The organism is Microbispora sp. ZYX-F-249 (assembly GCF_039649665.1).
GTDB classification, from domain to species: domain Bacteria; phylum Actinomycetota; class Actinomycetes; order Streptosporangiales; family Streptosporangiaceae; genus Microbispora; species Microbispora maris.
Genome location: NZ_JBDJAW010000020.1, coordinates 64,386 through 81,953 on the forward strand (window position 1 = coordinate 64,386; position 17,568 = coordinate 81,953).

Annotated in this window: 17 protein-coding genes; 12 read left to right on the forward strand and 5 right to left on the reverse strand. The window is 73.1% G+C overall.

The genetic code is table 11. From position 1 onward, the window contains the following. Window positions 1–3 precede the first annotated feature (3 nt). The 9 genes from AAH991_RS23310 to AAH991_RS23350 all read left to right on the forward strand — a co-directional run bounded on the left by AAH991_RS23310 (window position 4) and on the right by AAH991_RS23350 (window position 9,002). Window positions 4–360, forward strand: a complete 357-nt coding sequence (locus tag AAH991_RS23310; RefSeq protein ID WP_346228018.1) for a hypothetical protein — start codon at window positions 4–6, stop codon at window positions 358–360. 98 nt (window positions 361–458) lie between these two features. Then, window positions 459–1,700 carry an NADH:flavin oxidoreductase gene (locus AAH991_RS23315; RefSeq protein WP_346228019.1) on the forward strand — a complete coding sequence of 414 codons (1,242 nt, stop codon included), beginning with the start codon at window positions 459–461 and terminating at the stop codon, window positions 1,698–1,700. Between the two features lie 2 nt (window positions 1,701–1,702). Beyond that, entirely contained in the window at window positions 1,703–3,364 is a 1,662-nt protein-coding gene (gene casI / locus AAH991_RS23320; protein WP_346228020.1) for a steroid-22-oyl-CoA synthetase, read from the forward strand. A gap of 12 nt (window positions 3,365–3,376) precedes the next feature. Beyond that, on the forward strand, window positions 3,377–4,537 hold the full coding sequence (locus AAH991_RS23325; protein WP_346228021.1) for an acyl-CoA dehydrogenase family protein: 1,161 nt from the start codon (window positions 3,377–3,379) through the stop codon (window positions 4,535–4,537). Next, a complete protein-coding gene (locus tag AAH991_RS23330) occupies window positions 4,537–5,466 on the forward strand; it encodes an FAS1-like dehydratase domain-containing protein (protein ID WP_346228022.1) in 930 nt (309 codons plus the stop codon). The genes AAH991_RS23325 and AAH991_RS23330 overlap by 1 nt, the downstream gene beginning before the upstream one ends. Further along, on the forward strand, window positions 5,466–6,578 hold the full coding sequence (locus AAH991_RS23335; protein ID WP_346228023.1) for an acyl-CoA dehydrogenase family protein: 1,113 nt from the start codon (window positions 5,466–5,468) through the stop codon (window positions 6,576–6,578). The genes AAH991_RS23330 and AAH991_RS23335 overlap by 1 nt, the downstream gene beginning before the upstream one ends. After that, a complete protein-coding gene (locus AAH991_RS23340; protein WP_346228024.1) occupies window positions 6,575–7,000 on the forward strand; it encodes a MaoC family dehydratase in 426 nt (141 codons plus the stop codon). Before AAH991_RS23335 ends, AAH991_RS23340 begins: the two co-directional genes overlap by 4 nt. After that, complete coding sequence (locus AAH991_RS23345; RefSeq protein WP_346228025.1) at window positions 6,997–8,172, forward strand: lipid-transfer protein; 1,176 nt, start codon at window positions 6,997–6,999, stop codon at window positions 8,170–8,172. The genes AAH991_RS23340 and AAH991_RS23345 overlap by 4 nt, the downstream gene beginning before the upstream one ends. Beyond that, complete coding sequence (locus tag AAH991_RS23350; protein WP_346228026.1) at window positions 8,169–9,002, forward strand: MaoC/PaaZ C-terminal domain-containing protein; 834 nt, start codon at window positions 8,169–8,171, stop codon at window positions 9,000–9,002. The genes AAH991_RS23345 and AAH991_RS23350 overlap by 4 nt, the downstream gene beginning before the upstream one ends. Here AAH991_RS23350 and AAH991_RS23355 read toward each other — a convergent pair. Continuing rightward, entirely contained in the window at window positions 8,981–9,874 is an 894-nt protein-coding gene (locus tag AAH991_RS23355) for an SDR family oxidoreductase (RefSeq protein ID WP_346228027.1), read from the reverse strand. The genes AAH991_RS23350 and AAH991_RS23355 overlap by 22 nt on opposite strands. On the opposite strand from AAH991_RS23355, the gene AAH991_RS23360 reads away from it, so the two are divergent. Next, a complete protein-coding gene (locus AAH991_RS23360) occupies window positions 9,873–11,465 on the forward strand; it encodes a FadD3 family acyl-CoA ligase (protein ID WP_346228028.1) in 1,593 nt (530 codons plus the stop codon). The genes AAH991_RS23355 and AAH991_RS23360 overlap by 2 nt on opposite strands. On the opposite strand, the gene AAH991_RS23365 is transcribed toward AAH991_RS23360, so the two are convergent. Continuing rightward, complete coding sequence (locus tag AAH991_RS23365; protein ID WP_346228029.1) at window positions 11,462–11,974, reverse strand: FG-GAP-like repeat-containing protein; 513 nt, start codon at window positions 11,972–11,974, stop codon at window positions 11,462–11,464. The genes AAH991_RS23360 and AAH991_RS23365 overlap by 4 nt on opposite strands. Window positions 11,975–12,377: 403 nt before the next feature. Between AAH991_RS23365 and AAH991_RS23370 the strand changes: the two genes are divergently transcribed. Next, window positions 12,378–13,670 (forward strand): condensation domain-containing protein, encoded by a 1,293-nt coding sequence (locus AAH991_RS23370; RefSeq protein ID WP_346228030.1) that lies wholly within the window; start codon window positions 12,378–12,380, stop codon window positions 13,668–13,670. Here the strand turns inward: AAH991_RS23370 and AAH991_RS23375 are convergent. Then, window positions 13,667–14,824: a sensor histidine kinase gene (locus AAH991_RS23375; protein WP_346228031.1), complete on the reverse strand. Its 1,158-nt coding sequence runs from the start codon at window positions 14,822–14,824 to the stop codon at window positions 13,667–13,669. The genes AAH991_RS23370 and AAH991_RS23375 overlap by 4 nt on opposite strands. Continuing rightward, window positions 14,821–15,477 carry a response regulator transcription factor gene (locus AAH991_RS23380; protein WP_346228032.1) on the reverse strand — a complete coding sequence of 219 codons (657 nt, stop codon included), beginning with the start codon at window positions 15,475–15,477 and terminating at the stop codon, window positions 14,821–14,823. The genes AAH991_RS23375 and AAH991_RS23380 overlap by 4 nt, the downstream gene beginning before the upstream one ends. Before the next feature lie 155 nt (window positions 15,478–15,632). Between AAH991_RS23380 and AAH991_RS23385 the strand changes: the two genes are divergently transcribed. Further along, window positions 15,633–17,060 (forward strand): phospholipid carrier-dependent glycosyltransferase, encoded by a 1,428-nt coding sequence (locus AAH991_RS23385; RefSeq protein ID WP_346228033.1) that lies wholly within the window; start codon window positions 15,633–15,635, stop codon window positions 17,058–17,060. Between the two features lie 32 nt (window positions 17,061–17,092). On the opposite strand, the gene AAH991_RS23390 is transcribed toward AAH991_RS23385, so the two are convergent. Next, on the reverse strand, window positions 17,093–17,548 hold the full coding sequence (locus AAH991_RS23390) for a hypothetical protein (protein ID WP_346228034.1): 456 nt from the start codon (window positions 17,546–17,548) through the stop codon (window positions 17,093–17,095). Window positions 17,549–17,568: the final 20 nt, after the last annotated feature.

Below are 17,568 nucleotides of genomic sequence, written 5' to 3' on the forward strand. Positions count from 1 at the left end.
CCCATGCTGACCGAGGAACGACGCGAGCGGTTCACATCTGACGTGGCGCGGATGAAGCTGAAGACCGACGGGTCGAAGCACGACGGCGCGGTGCGCGTCGCCGGCGTGCTGCTGATGATCGCCGGGGTCGCCGGCGGGCTCGTCGCGTACAACAACTCCCTCACCCAGGACGACCTGCGGGACATCGCCTCCTTCCAGATCCTCGCGACCGCGTGCGCCGCGGTGACCGTGCTCGGCGCCGCGCTGTACCTCGCCGCGGCGGTGGCGCGCGTGCTGCGGCTGTGGCTGCTGCGCCAGCTTCTGGAGGGCCAGGCGCACACGGACCGGATCGCCGCCGCCCTGGAGGGACGCGGCGCCTGACCACCGTGTTCTTCCCGGTCAGCGGGATTCGCCGGATCGCCGGCGGGTCCCGCTGACTAACGTCTGGACAGCTCGAAGACCGGAGTGGAGGATCCCCAATGACTCAGGAAGCGCCCCGGAAAGCGCCCCCGCCCCCGGAGGCCGCGCAGAACGTTCCGGACGTGCTCGCCCCGGCCAAGCTCGGGCCCGTGACCCTGCGCAACCGCATCGTCAAGGCGGCCACCTACGAGGGGCTGAGCCGCAAGAGCCTGGTCACCGACGAGCTCATCGAGTTCCACGTACGGCACGCCCAGGGCGGCGTCGGCATGACGACCGTGGCCTACTGCGCGGTCGCGCCCGAGGGGCGTACCGACCGGCGCCAGATCCAGTGGACCCCCGAGGCCCTGCCCGGCCTGCGCAAGCTCACCGACGCCGTGCACGCGGAGGGCGCCGCGGTCGCCGCGCAGATCGGGCACGCCGGCCCGGTGGCGAACCCCAAGTCGAACGGGCTGCCCGCGCTCGGCCCCACCCGGCACTTCCACGCCACCACGACGAGCATCACCAAGGCCGCGACCCGCGACGACCTGCGGCGCATCGTCGCCGCCCACGCCCACGCCGCGACGATGGCGATCGAGGCGGGCTTCGACGCCGTGGAGATCCACCTCGGGCACAACTACCTCGCCAGCTCCTTCCTCAGCCCGAAGCTGAACCACCGCAAGGACGAGTACGGCGGCAGCCTGGAGAACCGGGCCCGCCTGTCGAGGGACATCGCCCGCGCCGTGCGCGACGCGGTCGGCGACCGGATCGCGATCACCGCGAAGCTCAACATGGACGACGGCGTGCCCGGCGGCTTCTGGCTGGACGAGTCCATCAAGGTCGCCCAGTGGCTGGAGGAGGACGGCTCGCTCGACGCGCTCGAGCTCACGGCCGGCAGCTCGCTGCTCAACCCCATGTACCTGTTCAAGGGCGACGCCCCGCTGCGCGAGTTCGCCGCGGTGATGAAGCAGCCGGTGAAGCTGGGCGTCCGGCTCGTCGGCAAGCACTTCCTGCGCGCCTACCCCTACAAGGACGCCTACCTGCTCGACGACGCCCGGCAGTTCCGCGCCGCGCTCAAGAGCATGCCGCTCATCCTGCTCGGCGGGATCACCAACAAGCAGGTCATGGACCAGGCGATGGCCGAGGGCTTCCAGTTCGTCGCCATGGCCCGGGCGCTGCTGCGCGAGCCGGACCTGATCAACCGGATCAAGGCCGACGAGAGCGTCAGATCGCTGTGCATCCACTGCAACAAGTGCATGACCGCGATCTACGGCGGCACCCATTGCGTGCTTACCGGCCCGATCCCCACACAGCGGAAGGGCTAGCGGTGCGCCGGGAGACCATCGCCGACCTGCTGCTCGACCGTCTGGGCGACGACCACCCCGGCCTGCGCACCCGCGGGCGCACCTGGACCTGGGACGAGGTGGTGCGGGAGAGCGCCGCCCGGGCGGCGCTGGCCCGGAGCCTGCGCCGGGAGGGCCCCTTCCACATCGGCGTGTTGCTCGACAACACCCCCGAGTACGTCTTCTGGCTCGGCGCCGCCGCCCTGGCCGGCGCGACGATCGTCGGGATCAACAGCACCCGCCGCGGCGCCTACCTGGAGCAGGAGGTCAGGCACACCGACCTGCAGCTCGTCGTCACCGACGAGGCCGGCCTGAAGCTGCTCGACGGGCTCGACATCGGCGTCCCGCGCGACCGCTTCCTGCTGGTGGACGGCGGCGACTACGCGGGCACGGTCGCGGCGCACGCCTGCGAGCCGGTCCGCGACCCGCAGATCACCCCGAAGACGCGGATGCTGCTGCTGTTCACCTCGGGCACGACCGGCGCGTCCAAGGCCGCCGTCTGCTCCCAGGGCCGGCTGACCGGGCTCGGCTACGCCAACTGCGAGAAGTACGACGTGCAGCGGCACGACGTCAGCTATTGCTGCATGCCGCTCTTCCACGGCAACGCGCTGATGGCGCTGTGGGCGCCGTCGCTGACCGCCGGGGCGACCGTCGTGCTCGTGCCCAAGTTCTCCGCCTCCGGCTTCCTGCCCGACGTGCGCTTCTACGGCGTCACGTTCTTCACCTACGTCGGCAAGGCCATCGCGTACGTCCTGGCCCAGCCCGAGCGGCCGGACGACGCCGACACCACCCTCGACCACGCCTTCGGCACCGAGGCCTCGCCGGAGGACCAGGCCGAGTTCCTGCGCAGGTTCGGCTGCCGGCTCATCGAGGCGTACGGCTCCAGCGAGGGCGCCGGAATGATCGAACTCGCCCCGGAGGGACCGGCCTCCGCGCTCGGCCGCCCCGCGCGGCCCGGCGTACGGGTGGTCAACCCCGAGACCCGCGAGACCTGCCCGCGCGCCGTGCTCGACGCGCACGGCCGGGTGGCCAACGCCGAGGAGGCCATCGGCGAGATCGTGGACGTCGACGGCGCGGCGAGGTTCGAGGGCTACTACAAGAACGAGGCGGCCGACGCCGAGCGGGTCAGGCACGGCTGGTACTGGACGGGCGACCTCGGCTACGTCGACGAGGACGGCTACCTCTACTTCGCCGGCCGGTCGGGCGACTGGATCCGGGTGGACGGCGAGAACATCTCCGCGCTGCTGACCGAGCGGGTGCTGCGCCGGCACCCGCTGATCGTGGCGGCCGGCGTCTTCGGCGTGCCCGACCCGCGCTCCGGCGACCAGGTCATGGCCGCGATCGAGATCCCCGAGGGCACGTCGTTCGAGGACCTCGGCCTGCCGGAGTTCCTGTCCGCGCAGGAGGACCTCGGCACCAAGGGCGCGCCACGCTACGTGCGGGTCTCCCACGCGCTGCCGGCGACCGGGTCGAACAAGCTGCGCAAGAAGGAGATGCAGATGGACGGCTGGCGGACCGCGGACCGGGTCTACCGCTGGGCCGGCCGGGGCGCACCCGAATACAGCCTCATGACCGAACAGGACAAGGCCGCGCTGCGCGAGGAGTTCGCCGCCAACGGGCGCCTGCGCTTCCTCGGTCAGGCGTGAAGGAGAGCGGACATGGACCTGCGTGAGAGTCCGGAGCAGCGCGAGCTGCGCCGGGAGTTGAGGGAGTATTTCGCGGGCCTGCTGCCCGAGGACGAGCGGCGCCGCGTCGGCGAGGAGGGCGTCGGCGGCGCCCGGTTCCGCGAGGTCGTCAAGCGCCTCGGCGCGGACGGTTGGCTCGGCATCGGCTGGCCGGCCGAGTACGGCGGGCAGGGCCGTTCGATCGAGGACCAGTACGTGTTCTTCGACGAGGTCCAGCGGGCCGGGCTGCCGTTCCCGTTCGTCACCGTCAACACGGTCGGCCCCACGCTGATGAGCCACGGTTCGCCGGAGCAGAAGCAGCGCTACCTGCCCGGCATCCTGTCCGGCGACGTCGTCTTCGCGATCGGCTACACCGAGCCCGGCGCGGGCACCGACCTCGCCTCCCTCACGACCCGGGCGGTACGGGACGGCGACGAGTGGGTGATCGACGGCAGCAAGATCTTCACCAGCGGCGCCAACACGGCCGACTACGTCTGGCTGGCCTGCCGTACGGACCCGGACGCGCCCAAGCACAAGGGCATCACGATCCTGATCGTGCCGACGGACGCGCCCGGCTTCTCCTGGAGCCCCATCCAGGCGGTGGGCGGCATGGTGGTGACCGCCACCTACTACAGCGGCGTACGGGTTCCGGCCGATGCGGTCGTCGGCGAGGTGAACGGCGGCTGGCGGCTCATCACCCACCAGCTCAACCACGAGCGGATCGGCCTGGCCGCGCTCGGCGGCCGGATGATCCAGCTCTGGGAGCAGGTCGTGGACTGGGCGCGGGACAACGGCGCCATCGAGCTGCCGTGGGTCCGGCGGGACCTCGCCCGCACGTACGCGCGGCTGGAGGCGATGCGGCTGATGAACTGGAAGATGACCGACGCGGTCGCGCGTGACGCGCTGTCGGGCGCGGACGCCGGGGCGGCCAAGGTCTACGGCACCGAGACCCACATCGACGTGCAGCGCACGCTGTCGGGCATCATCGGCGCGGGCGGCCGGATCCGCCCCGAGTCGCCGGGCGCCGTGCTCGCCGGGCAGATCGAGCAGCTCTCGCGGCAGGGCATCGTCAACACCTTCGGCGGCGGCGTGAACGAGGTCCTGCGGGACATGGTCGCCACCCAGGGCCTCGGCCTCCCCCGGGCGGGCCGCTGATGACCGCCTACGAGGACTTCGCCGGGCGGGAGATCGTCCCGCTGCGGGAGGGGCCCGACCCGGTGAACGTGCCCATGATCCGGCACTGGGCCGAGGCGATGGGCGACCGCAACCCCGTCTACCTGGACGCCGACGCCGCCCGCGCGACCGGCCGTCCCGGGATCGTCTCGCCCGCGTCGATGACGCAGGCGTGGACGATGCGCGGCTACGCCGCCACCATGGAGGGCTCGAACGTCGGCGCCGGGGCGCAGGAGCTGAACGCGCTGCTGGACAAGGACGGCTACACCTCGGTGGTGGCGACCGACTCGGAGTTCGAGTTCCACCGCGAGCTCGTGGCCGGCGACCGGGTGAGCGTCCGCGAGGTCGTGGAGTCGATCTCCCCGGAGAAGAACACGGCGCTCGGCGCCGGCAGGTTCGTGACCACGGTCCGCACCTACACCGACCAGGACGGCGAGGTCGTCGCCGTGCAGCGCTGGCGTCTGCTGCGCTTCAGGCCGAAGGCCCCCGCCGAAACGGGGGAGCCGAAGGCGCTGCGGCCACGCCCCGCGATCAACCGGGACAACGCGTTCTGGTTCGACGCGGCGCGTGAGCACCGGCTGGTGATCCAGCGGTGCGGCGGCTGTGGCACGCTGCGCCACCCGCCCGGCCCGTGCTGTCCCCACTGCGGTTCGTTCGAGTGGGACGCCGCCGGGGCGTCCGGCCGCGGGCGGGTCTACAGCTTCGTGGTCAACCACCACCCCCGCCACCCGGCGTTCGACTATCCGCTGATCGTCGCGGTCGTGGAGCTCGACGAGGGCACGCGGCTCATCACCAACCTGGTCGGCGTGGAACCCGGAAAGGTCGAGATCGGCATGCCCGTCGTCCTCGACTGGCTGGACGCCGATCCCGACCTGTCACTTCCGGTGTTCCGCCCGCAGGAGAACGACTGATGGACTTCACGCTGGACGAAGAACTCGAAGCGGTCCGCGTCCTGGCGAACGAGATATTCGCCGACCGTGCCACGACCGAGCGCGTACGCGCGGTGGAGGGCTCCCCGGCCCGGCTGGACGAGGAATTGTGGGCGGAGCTGGGCAAGGCCGGCCTGCTCGGCATCGCGCTGCCGGAGGAGGCGGGCGGCGCCGGGCTCGGCCTGGGCGCGCTGTGCGTGCTGCTGGAGGAGCAGGGCCGCCACGTCGCCCCGGTGCCGCTGTGGCCGGCCGCCGTCGGCGCGCTCGCGGTCGCCGCGCACGGCACCCGCGAGCAGCGCGAGAGCCTGCTCCCCGGAGCTGCGGACGGCTCGTCCCGGCTCACCGTGGCGCTGGAGGAGTTCGGCCCGGGCGATCCGGCCGAGCCGGGCTGCGCCGCCCGCCCGGATGGGGACAGCTGGCGGCTGACCGGCGTCAAGGCGGTGGTCCCCTCGCCGTTCGGCGCGGCCCACGTGCTGGTCTCGGCGGCGGCGGCCGGGGCGGGGCCGGGCCTGTTCCTGGTGGGCTCGGACGCGGAGGGCGTCTCCTGGGAGGCCGAGGAGACCACGTCCCACGACCTCGCCGGCACGCTCACCCTGGACGGCGCCCCGGCGGAGGCGGTCGGCACGCCGGGGGACGGCGCCGTCGCGTGGACGATCGAGCGCGCGGCGGTCGCGCTGGCGGCCGTGCAGCTCGGCGTCGCCCAGGGCGCGATCCGGCACGCCGTGACGTACCTGTCCGAGCGCAGGCAGTTCGGCCGTCCGCTCGGCACCTTCCAGGCGGTGCAGCACCAGCTCGCCGACTGCTACATCGACGCCGACGCGATGCGCGTGTGCCTGTGGCAGGCCGTCACCTCCCTCGACGAGGGCCAGGACGCCGCGGCGGCCGTGCTGGTCGCCAAGTGGTGGGCCGGGGACGCCGGGCTGACCGTGGCGCACCGGGTGCAGCACGTCCACGGCGGCATCGGGGTCGACGTCGACTACCCCGTGCACCGCCACTTCCTGTGGGCCAGGCAGATCTCCGGCACGCTGGGCGGGCCGAGCGCCGGCCTCGCCAGGCTCGGCGAGCTCGTCGCCGCCGGAAGGATCGCGTCATGAACGGGCGGACGTACGACGAGGTGAGCCTGGGGGAGGAGCTGCCCGCGCTGCCGATCCCGCTGACCCGCACGCTCATCGTGGCGACCGCGATCGCCAGCCGCGACTACCAGGACGTCCACCACGACCCCGGCCTCGCGGTCGAGCGCGGCTCGAAGGACGTCTTCATGAACATCCTCACCACCAACGGCCTGGTCGACCGCTACGTGACCGAATGGGCGGGCCCGGCCGCCGTCGTCAAGGCGATCAAGATCAGGCTCGGGGTGCCGAACTACCCCGGCGACACGATGACGCTGACCGGCACGGTGACCGCCAAGCACGACGAGGACCGCCGGGTCGAGATCGCCGTACGCGGCGAGAACGGCCTGGGCGCCCACGTCACCGGCATCGCCGTCGTACGGCTCCCGGCGAAGGGCGCGACATGACCAGTCTTTCCGGCGCCGCCGCGATCGCCGGCATCGGCGCCACCGAGTTCTCCAAGGACTCCGGCCGCAGCGAGCTGCGGCTCGCCTGCGAGGCGGTGCTCGCGGCCCTCGCCGACGCGGGGCTGAAGCCGTCCGACGTGGACGGGATGGTGACGTTCACCGCCGACACCAACGCCGAGATCCACGTCGCCCGCAACACGGGCATGGGCGAGCTGACGTTCTTCTCCCGCATCCCGCACGGCGGCGGCGCGGCCTGCGGCACCGTCCAGCAGGCGGCGCTGGCCGTCGCGACCGGCGTCGCCGAGGTGGTCGTCTGCTACCGGGCGTTCAACGAGCGGTCCGGCGTGCGCTACGGCCTGGGCCAGGCCGACCGGCCGATCGAGACGGGCGCCGACAGCGCGGCGTACGCCTGGCTCAACCCGTTCGGCCTGTCGACGCCCGCCCAGTGGGTGGCGATGTTCGCCCGCCGCTACATGCACGAGTACGGCGCGACGAGCGAGGACTTCGGCCGGGTGGCCGTGGTGGACCGCAAGCACGCCGCGACCAACCCGGCGGCCTGGTTCTACCAGCGGCCCATCACGCTGGAGGACCACCAGGCGTCGCGCTGGATCGCCGAGCCGCTGCACCTGCTGGACTGCTGCCAGGAGACCGACGGCGGCCAGGCGCTGGTCGTGGTCTCGGCCGAGCGGGCGCGCGACCTGCCGCACCCGCCCGCCGTCATCCTCGGTGCGGCGCAGGGCTCCGGCGACGATCAGCACATGATGACCAGCTACTACCGTCCCCGCATCACCGGCATCCCCGAGATGGGGCTGGCCGGGCGGCAGCTGTACGCGCAGAGCGGGCTCGGCCCCGCCGACGTGGACGCGGCGATCCTGTACGACCACTTCACGCCGCTGGTGCTGCCGCAGCTGGAGGAGCTGGGCTTCTGCGCCCCCGGCGAGGCCAAGGACTTCATCGCCGAGGGCAACCTGGAGCTCGGCGGGCGGCTGCCCTGCAACACCCACGGAGGCCAGCTCGGCGAGGCGTACCTGCACGGCATGAACGGCATCGCCGAGGCCGTGCGCCTGGTGCGGGGCACCAGCGTCAACCAGCCGGAAGGAGTGCGCAACGTGATCGTGACGGCGGGCACCGGGGTGCCCACCAGCGGCCTCGTCCTCGGGGCGGACCGGTGAACACCGGCGGGACGAACGCCGCCGAGTGGGCCGGCCACGACCTCGGTGAGCGCACGGTCGCCTACGACGAGCGGGAGGTGATCCTCTACGCGCTCGCCGTCGGCGCTCCGGCCGGCGACCTCGACCTCGTCTTCGAGGAGCGGCTGCGAGCGCTGCCGACGTTCGCGCTGACCAAGGCCCAGTGGGCCCCCGACGCGCTCGGCTCGCTCGGCGCGTTCGACACCCGGACCGCCGTGCACGGCTCCCAGCGGCTCGTGGTGCGGGAGCCGCTGCCGCCCGCGGGCGAGCTGACCATGACGGCGCGGGTCGCCCGGGTCTGGGACAAGGGCGGCGCCGCGGTCTTCGAGGTCGAGGTGGACAGCGAGTTCTTCCTCGCCACCTGGTCGCTGTTCGCGCCCGGCTGCGGCGGGTTCGGCGGCGAACGCGGGCCGTCCGCGCCCACGCGGCCGCAGATCGCGCCCGCCCACCAGGTCAGGCTGGACACCTCGCCCAACCAGGCCGCGCTCTACCGCCTGCTCGGCGACCGGCACCACATGCACATCGACCCGGAGGCGGCGAAGGCGGCCGGGATGCCCCGGCCGTTCCTGCACGGCCTGTGCACGCTGGCGGCGGTCACGCTGCCGCTGGCCGACGCCGTGGGCGCGCACCCGGCGGACCTGACCGAGCTGGCGGGCAGGTTCGCCGCCCCGGTCTTCCCCGGCGACCGCCTCGACCTGCGTACGTGGGACGCCGACGGCGCCGTGGTCTTCGAGGCGGCGGTGAACGGCACGCCCGTGCTGACGGGCGGGCGTGCCGTCTTCCGCGAGGCTCAGCCGCGCGTCACCAGGTAGCGGGCCGGCACCTCGCCTCCGCCGTGCACCGGGATGTCCGCCCCGGTCAGGTAGGAGGCGAGGTCGCTCGCCAGGAAGAGGCAGGCGTTCGCCACGTCCCGCGGCACCGCCATGCGGCGCATCGGGATCACCTCGGACAGGGCCGCGCCGCCGTCCTCGCCGTACATGGAGGCGGCGGCCTCGGTCCTGATGAGGCCGGTCGTGATGTGGTTGACCCGCACCTTGGGCGACCATTCCAGCGCCAGCGCCCTGGTGAGCACGAGCAGCCCGGCCTTGGCCGCCGAGTACGCCGCGGTGCCGGGCTGCGGGTCCACACCGGAGACGCTGCCGATGTTGATGATCGAGCCGCCGGTCTCCTGCTCGCGCATGGCGAGGTTGGCCGGCTGGGCCACGTAGAACGGCGCGAGCAGGTTGAGGTCCACGATCCGCTCGACGAACCGCGGCGAGACCGTCGCCGCGTCGGAGTTCGGCGAGCCCCCGGCGTTGTTCACCAGCACGTCCAGACGGCCCAGGTGATCCACGGCCTGCTCCACCAGCCGCGCCGCCTCCCCGGGGTCCCGGATGTCGGCGGCGGCGAAGCGGGCCGTCCTGCCGCCCGCGGCGGGCAGCGTCTCCGGCTCGTTCCGCCCGCACACCACGACCTCGGCGCCCGCGGCGAGGAACGCCTCGGCGATCACGAAGCCGATGCCCTTGGTCCCCCCGGTGACCAGCACCGCCCGGCCGCCGAAATCCATCGTCACGTCCACCGTGTCCTCCCGCCTCTCGATACGACCCAGGGAGGGTACGGCCGCCCGCCCGCCGATGGGGGAGAGGTACCGGCCAGCGGGACCACGGCTGACGGGCCGGGCCGCGACGGCCACCATGACGGTCATGACCGACAACGAGGCGCTGACGATCCCGGGAGTGCTGGAGCGGGCGGCCCGGGACTTTCCGGGCACGGAGGCCGTGGTGGACGGCGCGTCCCGCCTGACCTACGCGGAGCTGCACGCCCGGGTGCGCGAGGCGGCCCGGGGCTTCCTCGCGCTCGGCGTGGAGCCGGGGGAGCGGGTCGCGATCTGGGCGCCCAACAGCACGCGGTGGATCGTGACCGCTCTCGGCGCGCTCTGCGCCGGCGCCGTGGTGGTCCCGATCAACACCAGGTACAAGGGCGAGGAGGCCCGCTGGCTCCTGGCCCGCAGCCGCGCCCGGGTTCTGTTCACCGAGGACGGCTTCCTCGGCAACGGCTACCTCGCCATGCTCGGTGTCACCGCCGCCGGCACGCCGGACCTGCCCGGCCTCGCCACGGTCGTGGCGTACGACGGCCCGCGGCCGGGCGCGACGAGCTGGGCCGACTTCCTCGCGGCGGGCGTGGGCGTGCCGGAGGAGGCGGCCCGGGACCGCGCGGCGGCGGTGCGCCCCGGCGACCTGGCCGACATCCTGTTCACCTCCGGCACCACCGGCAGGTCCAAGGGCGCGATGTGCACCCACCGCCAGAACGTCCGCACCTACCTGGCCTGGAGCGCGCGGACCGGCCTGCGCCACGGCGACCGCTATCTGATCGTCAACCCGATGTTCCACACCTTCGGCTACAAGGCCGGGGTGTTCGCCTGCCTGCTGAAGGCGGCCACGATGGTGCTCCAGCCGGTGTTCGAGCCGGAGGAGACGATGCGGCTCGTCGAGGCCGAGAAGATCACGGTGCTGCCCGGGCCGCCGACCATCTACGTCTCCATGCTCGACGCCCCCGGCCGCTCCCGCCACGACCTGTCGTCGCTGCGGCTCGCGGTGACCGGCGCCTCGGTCGTCCCGGTGGCGCTCGTACGCCGCCTGCGGGCCGAGCTGTTCCCCCAGGTCGTCACCGCGTACGGGCTGACCGAGTCGTGCGGCACGGTGACCGCCTGCTCGGTGGACGACGACGACGTGACCGTGGCCACCACCTCCGGCCGGCCGATCGAGGGCGTGGAGGTGAAGGTGACCGGCCGGGACGGCGCGCCGGTGCCCGTGGGGGAGGACGGCGAGATCCTGGTGCGCGGGCACAACGTCATGGTCGGCTACCTGGACGACGACGAGGCGACCGCGGCGGCGGTCGTGGACGGCTGGCTGGTCACCGGCGACCGCGGCCGCCTCGACGAGCGGGGCTACCTCGCCATCACCGGCCGGTCGAAGGACATGTTCGTGACCGGCGGCTTCAACGTGTACCCGGCGGAGATCGAGCAGGTGCTCGCCGCCCACGAGGACGTCGCCGAGGCCGTGGTGATCGGCGTGCCGGACCCCCGCATGGGCGAGGTCGGCCGCGCCTACGTCGTGCCCCGCCCCGGCGCGGCGCTCACCCCCGAGGAGCTGACGGCCTACTGCCGGGAGCGGCTGGCCAACTTCAAGGTCCCGCGCGAGGTCGTCCTCGTGGACGGCCTGCCGCGCAACGCCACCGGCAAGATCGACAAGGCCGCGCTCGCCGCTGCCCCCGCCGGCGACGTCCGGCGCGGCTAGTCGCCTGCCCCGCCGTTCCTGCCGTTCCCGGTGGCGATGGTGCCCAGGCCGATCCAGTGGTCACCGACCGTCACGGCGCCGTCATTGAGCCACCCTCGGATGTCGCCGTTGTTCGGATCCACGGCCAGGTAGTCGGCTCGCCGGTCGGTGTTCAGGTCGGCCAGGTACGCGCGGCGACCGGAGGTGGCGACCCCCGTGTTCGTCCCGGACGCGACGACCCCGCCGTCGAGCCAGTGGTCGCCGGTGGTGTGGGCGCCGCGGTTGAGCCAGGCGTGGGCCGCACCGGTGGCGGGGTCGACGGCGAGGTAGTCATCCTTGCCGTCGCCGTCGAGGTCGGCGAAGGCGACCTGCGGGCCACCGGTGCGGACCCCGGTGCCGGTGCCGGAGTCGATCACACCCTGGTCGGCCCAGCGGTCGCCGGCCCGGTCGGCGCCGACGTTGAGCCACAGGTGAGCCGAGCCGGAGCTCTGGTCGACCGCCAGGTAGTCGTCGCGGCCGTCGCCGTCCATGTCCGCGAAGTAGACCTGGACGCCGTTGCCGACGCCGGTTCCGGTCCCGGAGGCGATGATCCCGCGGTCGATCCAGTGGTCCCCGGTGGTGTCCGCGCCGTTGTTGATCCAGCCCTGGGCCGGTGCCGGGGTCGACCGCGATGGAAGCCCAGGAGCCCGGCCGGCCGATCGTGCGGAGGGTCAAGCCCCCGAACCCTTTCAGGGATCCCGCCACCGCGCCGCGGTGCGCCCTCTGAGCTGGCGCAACCGCGCTCCGGCGCGCCTCTTACCGCCATCCCGGGCACATATGGGGCACAGCCGGGAGACGCGTGCGACGGGGGATCTTGACCCGCGCGGAGGCGATACCTAGCCTTCATGGGAGCGTTCCCACATCCCCCCGCGACAGGTACGGCGAAGGAGAGTCATGCGGCTTTCGGTGGACTTCGCCTCCGACCGTTCCGGAACAGCGGACCTCGCGTGGGGACAGCGGGACATCTGGGGCGCCATCCGGGAGGTGGGGCCGGACAGCGCGCACTACTTCAACGTGCCCCGGCTGCTCGCCATGCCACGCACGGGCGGCCCGCACCGCCCGCAGGCCGTGGGGGCCGCCCTGGCGAAGGTGATGGGCCGCCACGACGCGCTGCGATCCCTCGTGCGGCTCGGCGCGGACGGGCCGTACCAGGAGGTGGCGGGGGCCGGGACCATGTCGGTCGAGCTGGTCGAGGCGGCGCCCGGCGACGCGGACGACGCCGCGGCGGACCTCGTCGCCCGTCTGGCCGCACGGTCCTTCGGCGACGGCGAGCAGCCGGTGCGGGCCGGGTTCGTGGTCCGCGACGGCCTCGTCACCCACGTGGCGCTCGTGCTCGACCACGTCGTCGCGGACTGGCGCGCGGCCGACGTCGTGGTGCGCGACCTGCGGATGCTGCTGCTCCGCGGAGCGGTCGCGGGACCGGCGCCGTCGCAGTTGCTCGACCTGGTGCGGGAGGAACAGGCGGCGCAGGCCCGCTCGGACCGGTCGATCGCCCAGTGGGAGACGCTTCTGCGCACCGTGCCGTCCGCCATGTTCCCGGACGCGGCGGGACCCGGCGCGACGCCGAGGTACGCGCGGGCCGTGCTGTCGTCGCCCCGCCTCAACCACGCCGTACAGGTGCTCGCCCGCCGTGCCGGCGTCAGCACCGCGACGGTCCTGCTGGTGGCGGTCGCCATGCAACTGCGCGAGCTGACCGGGCACGAGGTGTGCGCGATCACCCCGATCGTGCACAACCGCTTCGACGACCGGGCCCGGAACCTGGTCACCAGCCTGAACCAGCTGGGGCTGTTCACGCTGGGACCGTGTGGGAGCCTTCCCGAGACCCTCGTGAGCTCCTATCCGGCGGTGCTCGCGTCCTACCGGCGTGCCCGCTTCGACAAGCCGGCCCTGGACGCGATGATCGACCGGATGAGCGCCGACCGGGGCGTCCCCATGTTCCCGTCGTGCTGCTTCAACGACCTGCGCCCCGGCGAGGACCCGGGCGGCGGCGACGGGGAGTCCGAGCTGGAGTGGCTCCCCGGCACGGACAAGCGCAGCTGCGACTTCTGCGTGGCCCTGATGCGCTGGAAGGGCACCCTCGGTGTGGAGCTGAGCGCCGACACCACGCGCCTGCCCGGAAGTGAGATGGCCGCCCTGCTGCACCGGCTGGAGGCCTTCGTGGTCGGCGCGGCTCAGCCGCTCTCCTAGAGGGGTTCGACACCGGGCAGCTCGACGGCGAGCGTCAGGCCGCCCTCCTCTCGGGGGGTGGCGGTGACCACGCCGCCGTGGGCGTCGGCGATCACGCGCACGATCGACAGCCCGAGGCCGCTGCCGCGCTCGGACCGCAGCCGGTCCCCGTGCAGCCGCCGGAACGGCTCGAAGATCGTCTCGATCTCGTACGGCGGCACGGGCAGCCCGGTGTTGGCGACGACGAGCTCCACCCGGTCGGCCCGCCGCCGGGTGGACACCCACACCTCTCCGCCGGGGTGGTTGTGCCGGATCGCGTTCTCCACGAGGTTCTGCACCAGCCGCTCCACCAGCACCGGCTCGCCCGCCGTCGGCGCGGGGTCGAGCAGCCGGTGCACGGTCACCCGGGCCGCCCCGGCCTCTTCGGCCGCGGCGTCGAGCACGTGCTCGGCCACGTCGGTCAGGTCGAAGGGCCGCCGGTCGAGCACCTTCTGCTCGCCCTCGGCCAGGGCGAGCAGACCGTCGATGAGCCTTTCGTGCCGAGTGTTGACCAGCAGCAGCGACTCGCCCAGCCGCTTGACGTCCTCGCTCGCGTCGGCGCGGCGCACCGCGACGTCCACGAGCGTGCGGTTGATGGTCAGCGGCGTGCGCAGCTCGTGCGAGGCGTTGGCGACGAAGCGCCGCTGGCCGTCGAAGGAACGGGCGAGGCGGCCGAGCACGGTGTCCACGATGTCGGCGAGTTCCTTGAGCTCGTCGTCCGGGCCGTCGTGCGCGATGCGCTCGCTCAGGTCGTGGCTCTGCGCGATCCGCCGCGCGCTCGCCGTCACCGACCGCATCGGCCGCAGCGTCCACCCGGCCGCGCGCCAGCCGAGCAGCGCCCCGAGCCCGCCCCCGGGTACGAGGGCGAGACCGCCCACCACGAGCACGTTCTTGACCGCGTCGGCCTGATAGACGCGCCTGACCTGCTCGGCCCGCTGCTGGGCCACCGAGTACTGGAAGTGCCAGGGCGAGTAGTAGGAGCCGGCGACGTGGATCCACCGCGGCTGCCGCAGCCCGTCCCGGGGCTCCAGGCTCTGCCGTACGACGAGGGCGGCGACCCCGACCAGGACGGCGCCGGCGAGGACGAAGACCCCGCCGCAGGCGAGCGCGAACCGCAGCCGCAGGCTCTTCGTCATGGGATGCGGTACCCCGCTCCCGTGACCGTCTCGATGACCGGCGGATCGCCGATCTTGCGGCGCAGCTTCATCATCGTCGTACGGACCGTGTTGGTGAACGGGTCGATGTGCTCGTCCCACACCTTCTCCAGCAGCGTCTCGCTGGAGACCACCGCGCCGCCCGCGCGCAGCAGTTCGGCCAGCACGCCGAACTCCTTGCGGGCGAGGGGCACGTACCGCCCGTCGCGGAAGGCCTGCCGGTGCGCCCAGTCGAGCCGGATGCCCGCCCGCTCCAGGATCGGCGGGTCCGCCGGCCGCACCCGGCGGCCCAGCGCGTGCACCCGCGCCACCAGTTCCTCGAACGCGAACGGCTTGGGCAGGTAGTCGTCGGCGCCCAGCGACAGCCCCTCCACCCGCGAGCGCACGTCGCCCGCGGCCGTGAGCATGAGCACGCGGACGTGCGCGGCCTCGGCCACCACCGCCCGGCAGACGTCGTCGCCGTGCGTCCCCGGCAGGTCCCGGTCGAGGATCAGCACGTCGTAGTCGTGGACGCGCACCCGCTCAAGCGCCCCGTCGCCGTCGTAGGCGACGTCCACCGCGAGCGCCTCCTCCCGCAGGCCCTCGGCGATCGAGTCGGCGAGCATGCGCTCGTCTTCGGCGACCAGCACCCGCATCAATGCCCCCTTCACCCGTCGAAACCGCACCAGGCTGCCAGGAACGGCATAACCAGGACGTAACCGAATCAGGTGACGGGGAGTTTATCGATCTTTCGCTGGAGTGTCGGGGCATCGCCGGGGAGCCGCCCCGGCTCGGATCCGGGGGATCGTCCATGCTCACCTCGACACCCGCCCCGCGGACGGCACAGCTCGGGCGCGGCCGCGTGAAACGGGTGGCGACCGGGGGACACGGCCTGTTCGCCGCGGTGCTCGCCGCGGCGGCCGTCCTGCGCGTCGTCGTCATGCTCGCCTACGACACCGCCCAGCTCTACTGGTACGACTCCTTCACCTATCTCGACACGGCCGTCCATCTGAAGCCGGGCGGGGCCTTCCACCCCGCCGGATACTCCTTCTTCCTGCGGCTGCTGTGGCCGTTCCACAGCGTGGAGCTGGTGGCCGGCGTGCAGCACGCCATGGGCCTGGGCACCGCCGTGATGATCTACGCGCTGCTGCGCCGCCACCGGCTGCCCGCGTGGGGCGCGACCCTGGCCACGCTGCCCGTGCTGTTCGACCCGGCCTTCGTCCGCCTCGAGCACGCCGTGCTCTCCGACACCCAGCTGATCTTCTTCGTCGTCGCCGCCCTCACCGTCGTCATGTGGCGGGCGAGACCATCCGTACGGGCGGCGGCGATGGCCGGGGCCCTGCTCGCGATGGCCGGGCTCACCCGGACCGCCGCGGTGCCGCTGCTCGGCCTGGTCCTGCTGTATCTGGTCGTGCGCCGGGCGGGAGTGCGTCAGGTGGCCGCGCTGGCCCTCGCCGGGGTGCTGCCGCTGGCGGCCTACGCGGGCTGGTATCAGGCCCACCATGGGCGCTTCGCGCTCAGCGGCTCCGACGGGGTGGCCTTGTGGGCGCGGACCATGACGTTCGCCGACTGCGCGGTCGTCAGGCCGCCCGCGGACGAGGCGAAGTTGTGCCCGAACGGCACCGTGGTGGACGCCGCGTCCGAGTACGTGTGGGCGCCGGGAGCCTCACTCAATCTGCTGCCCGGCGACCGCTTCTCGCACAACGACCTGGCCCGCCGGTTCGCGCTGCGCGCCATCGCGGCGCAGCCGCTGGACTACCTGCGCGAGGTGGTGCACGACGCCTCGCTCGCCTTCGCGCCCACCCCCGTGCGGCACCCCGCGCGCGTGTCCCCGGCGCTGTCGTTCCCCGTCGGGTCCTGGCCGCTGCCGTCCTTCCCGCTCATCGAGACCGTGCGCGGCGAGTACGACCCCGCCATCCGCGGCATGTCGTCGGTCGAGCCGTACGCGTCGCTCCTCGGCGTGTACCGCTTCCCGGGCCTGCTGCACGGGCCGCTGTTCGGCATGGCCCTGCTGCTCGGCGGGATCGGCGCGGCCGGCCGGCGCCGGGCGGCGCTGCTGCCGTGGGCGGCGGCCGTCTACCTGTTCCTCGGGCCGATCGCCGCGCTCGACTTCGACCACCGCTACATGCTGCCCGCCGTTCCGGTGGCCTGCGCCGCGGCAGCCCTGGGCCTCCGGGATCTGCGTCCATGGAATCTGCGCCGGCCGGGCCTGTCCACCGCCCGAGCCGCTGACCGCTGATCCTCCCCCGTGATCTCCACCGTCAGGCCGGATCAGCAGTAGTCGAAGTAGACCTGCTTGACGATGCTCTCGCGGACGCTGTTGCGGGCGGTCTCGGCGAGGCTGGAGGTGTTGGAGATCGCGGTCACGGTGAAGTTGACCTTGGAGAAGGTGCCGGGGTTGTAGCTGGTCTGGGCCGGGGCGAAGGAGACCTCGACGGCGGTGGTGCCGTTGGTGCCGAGAACGGCGTTGGCCGGGTTGTAGACGACGGTGTACCCGCGGCCCCGCAGCGCGCTCTGGGCGAACGAGCGGGCGTCCTTGTAGCACATGTTCTTGGTGAAGTAGCCCGAGTGCCAGGCCAGCGAGGCGGTGGACGTCGTGGCGGTCGCGGTCGTTGCGGTCGTGGCGGTGCTCGCCGTCGCGGCGGAGGCCGGAATAACGGCCGAGGAGGCCACGGCGATCGCGGCGAAGCTCAGGCTCAGCCGGGTCTTGCGCGTGAAGTTCGTCATTTTCCGGTCCCTTCCGGTGA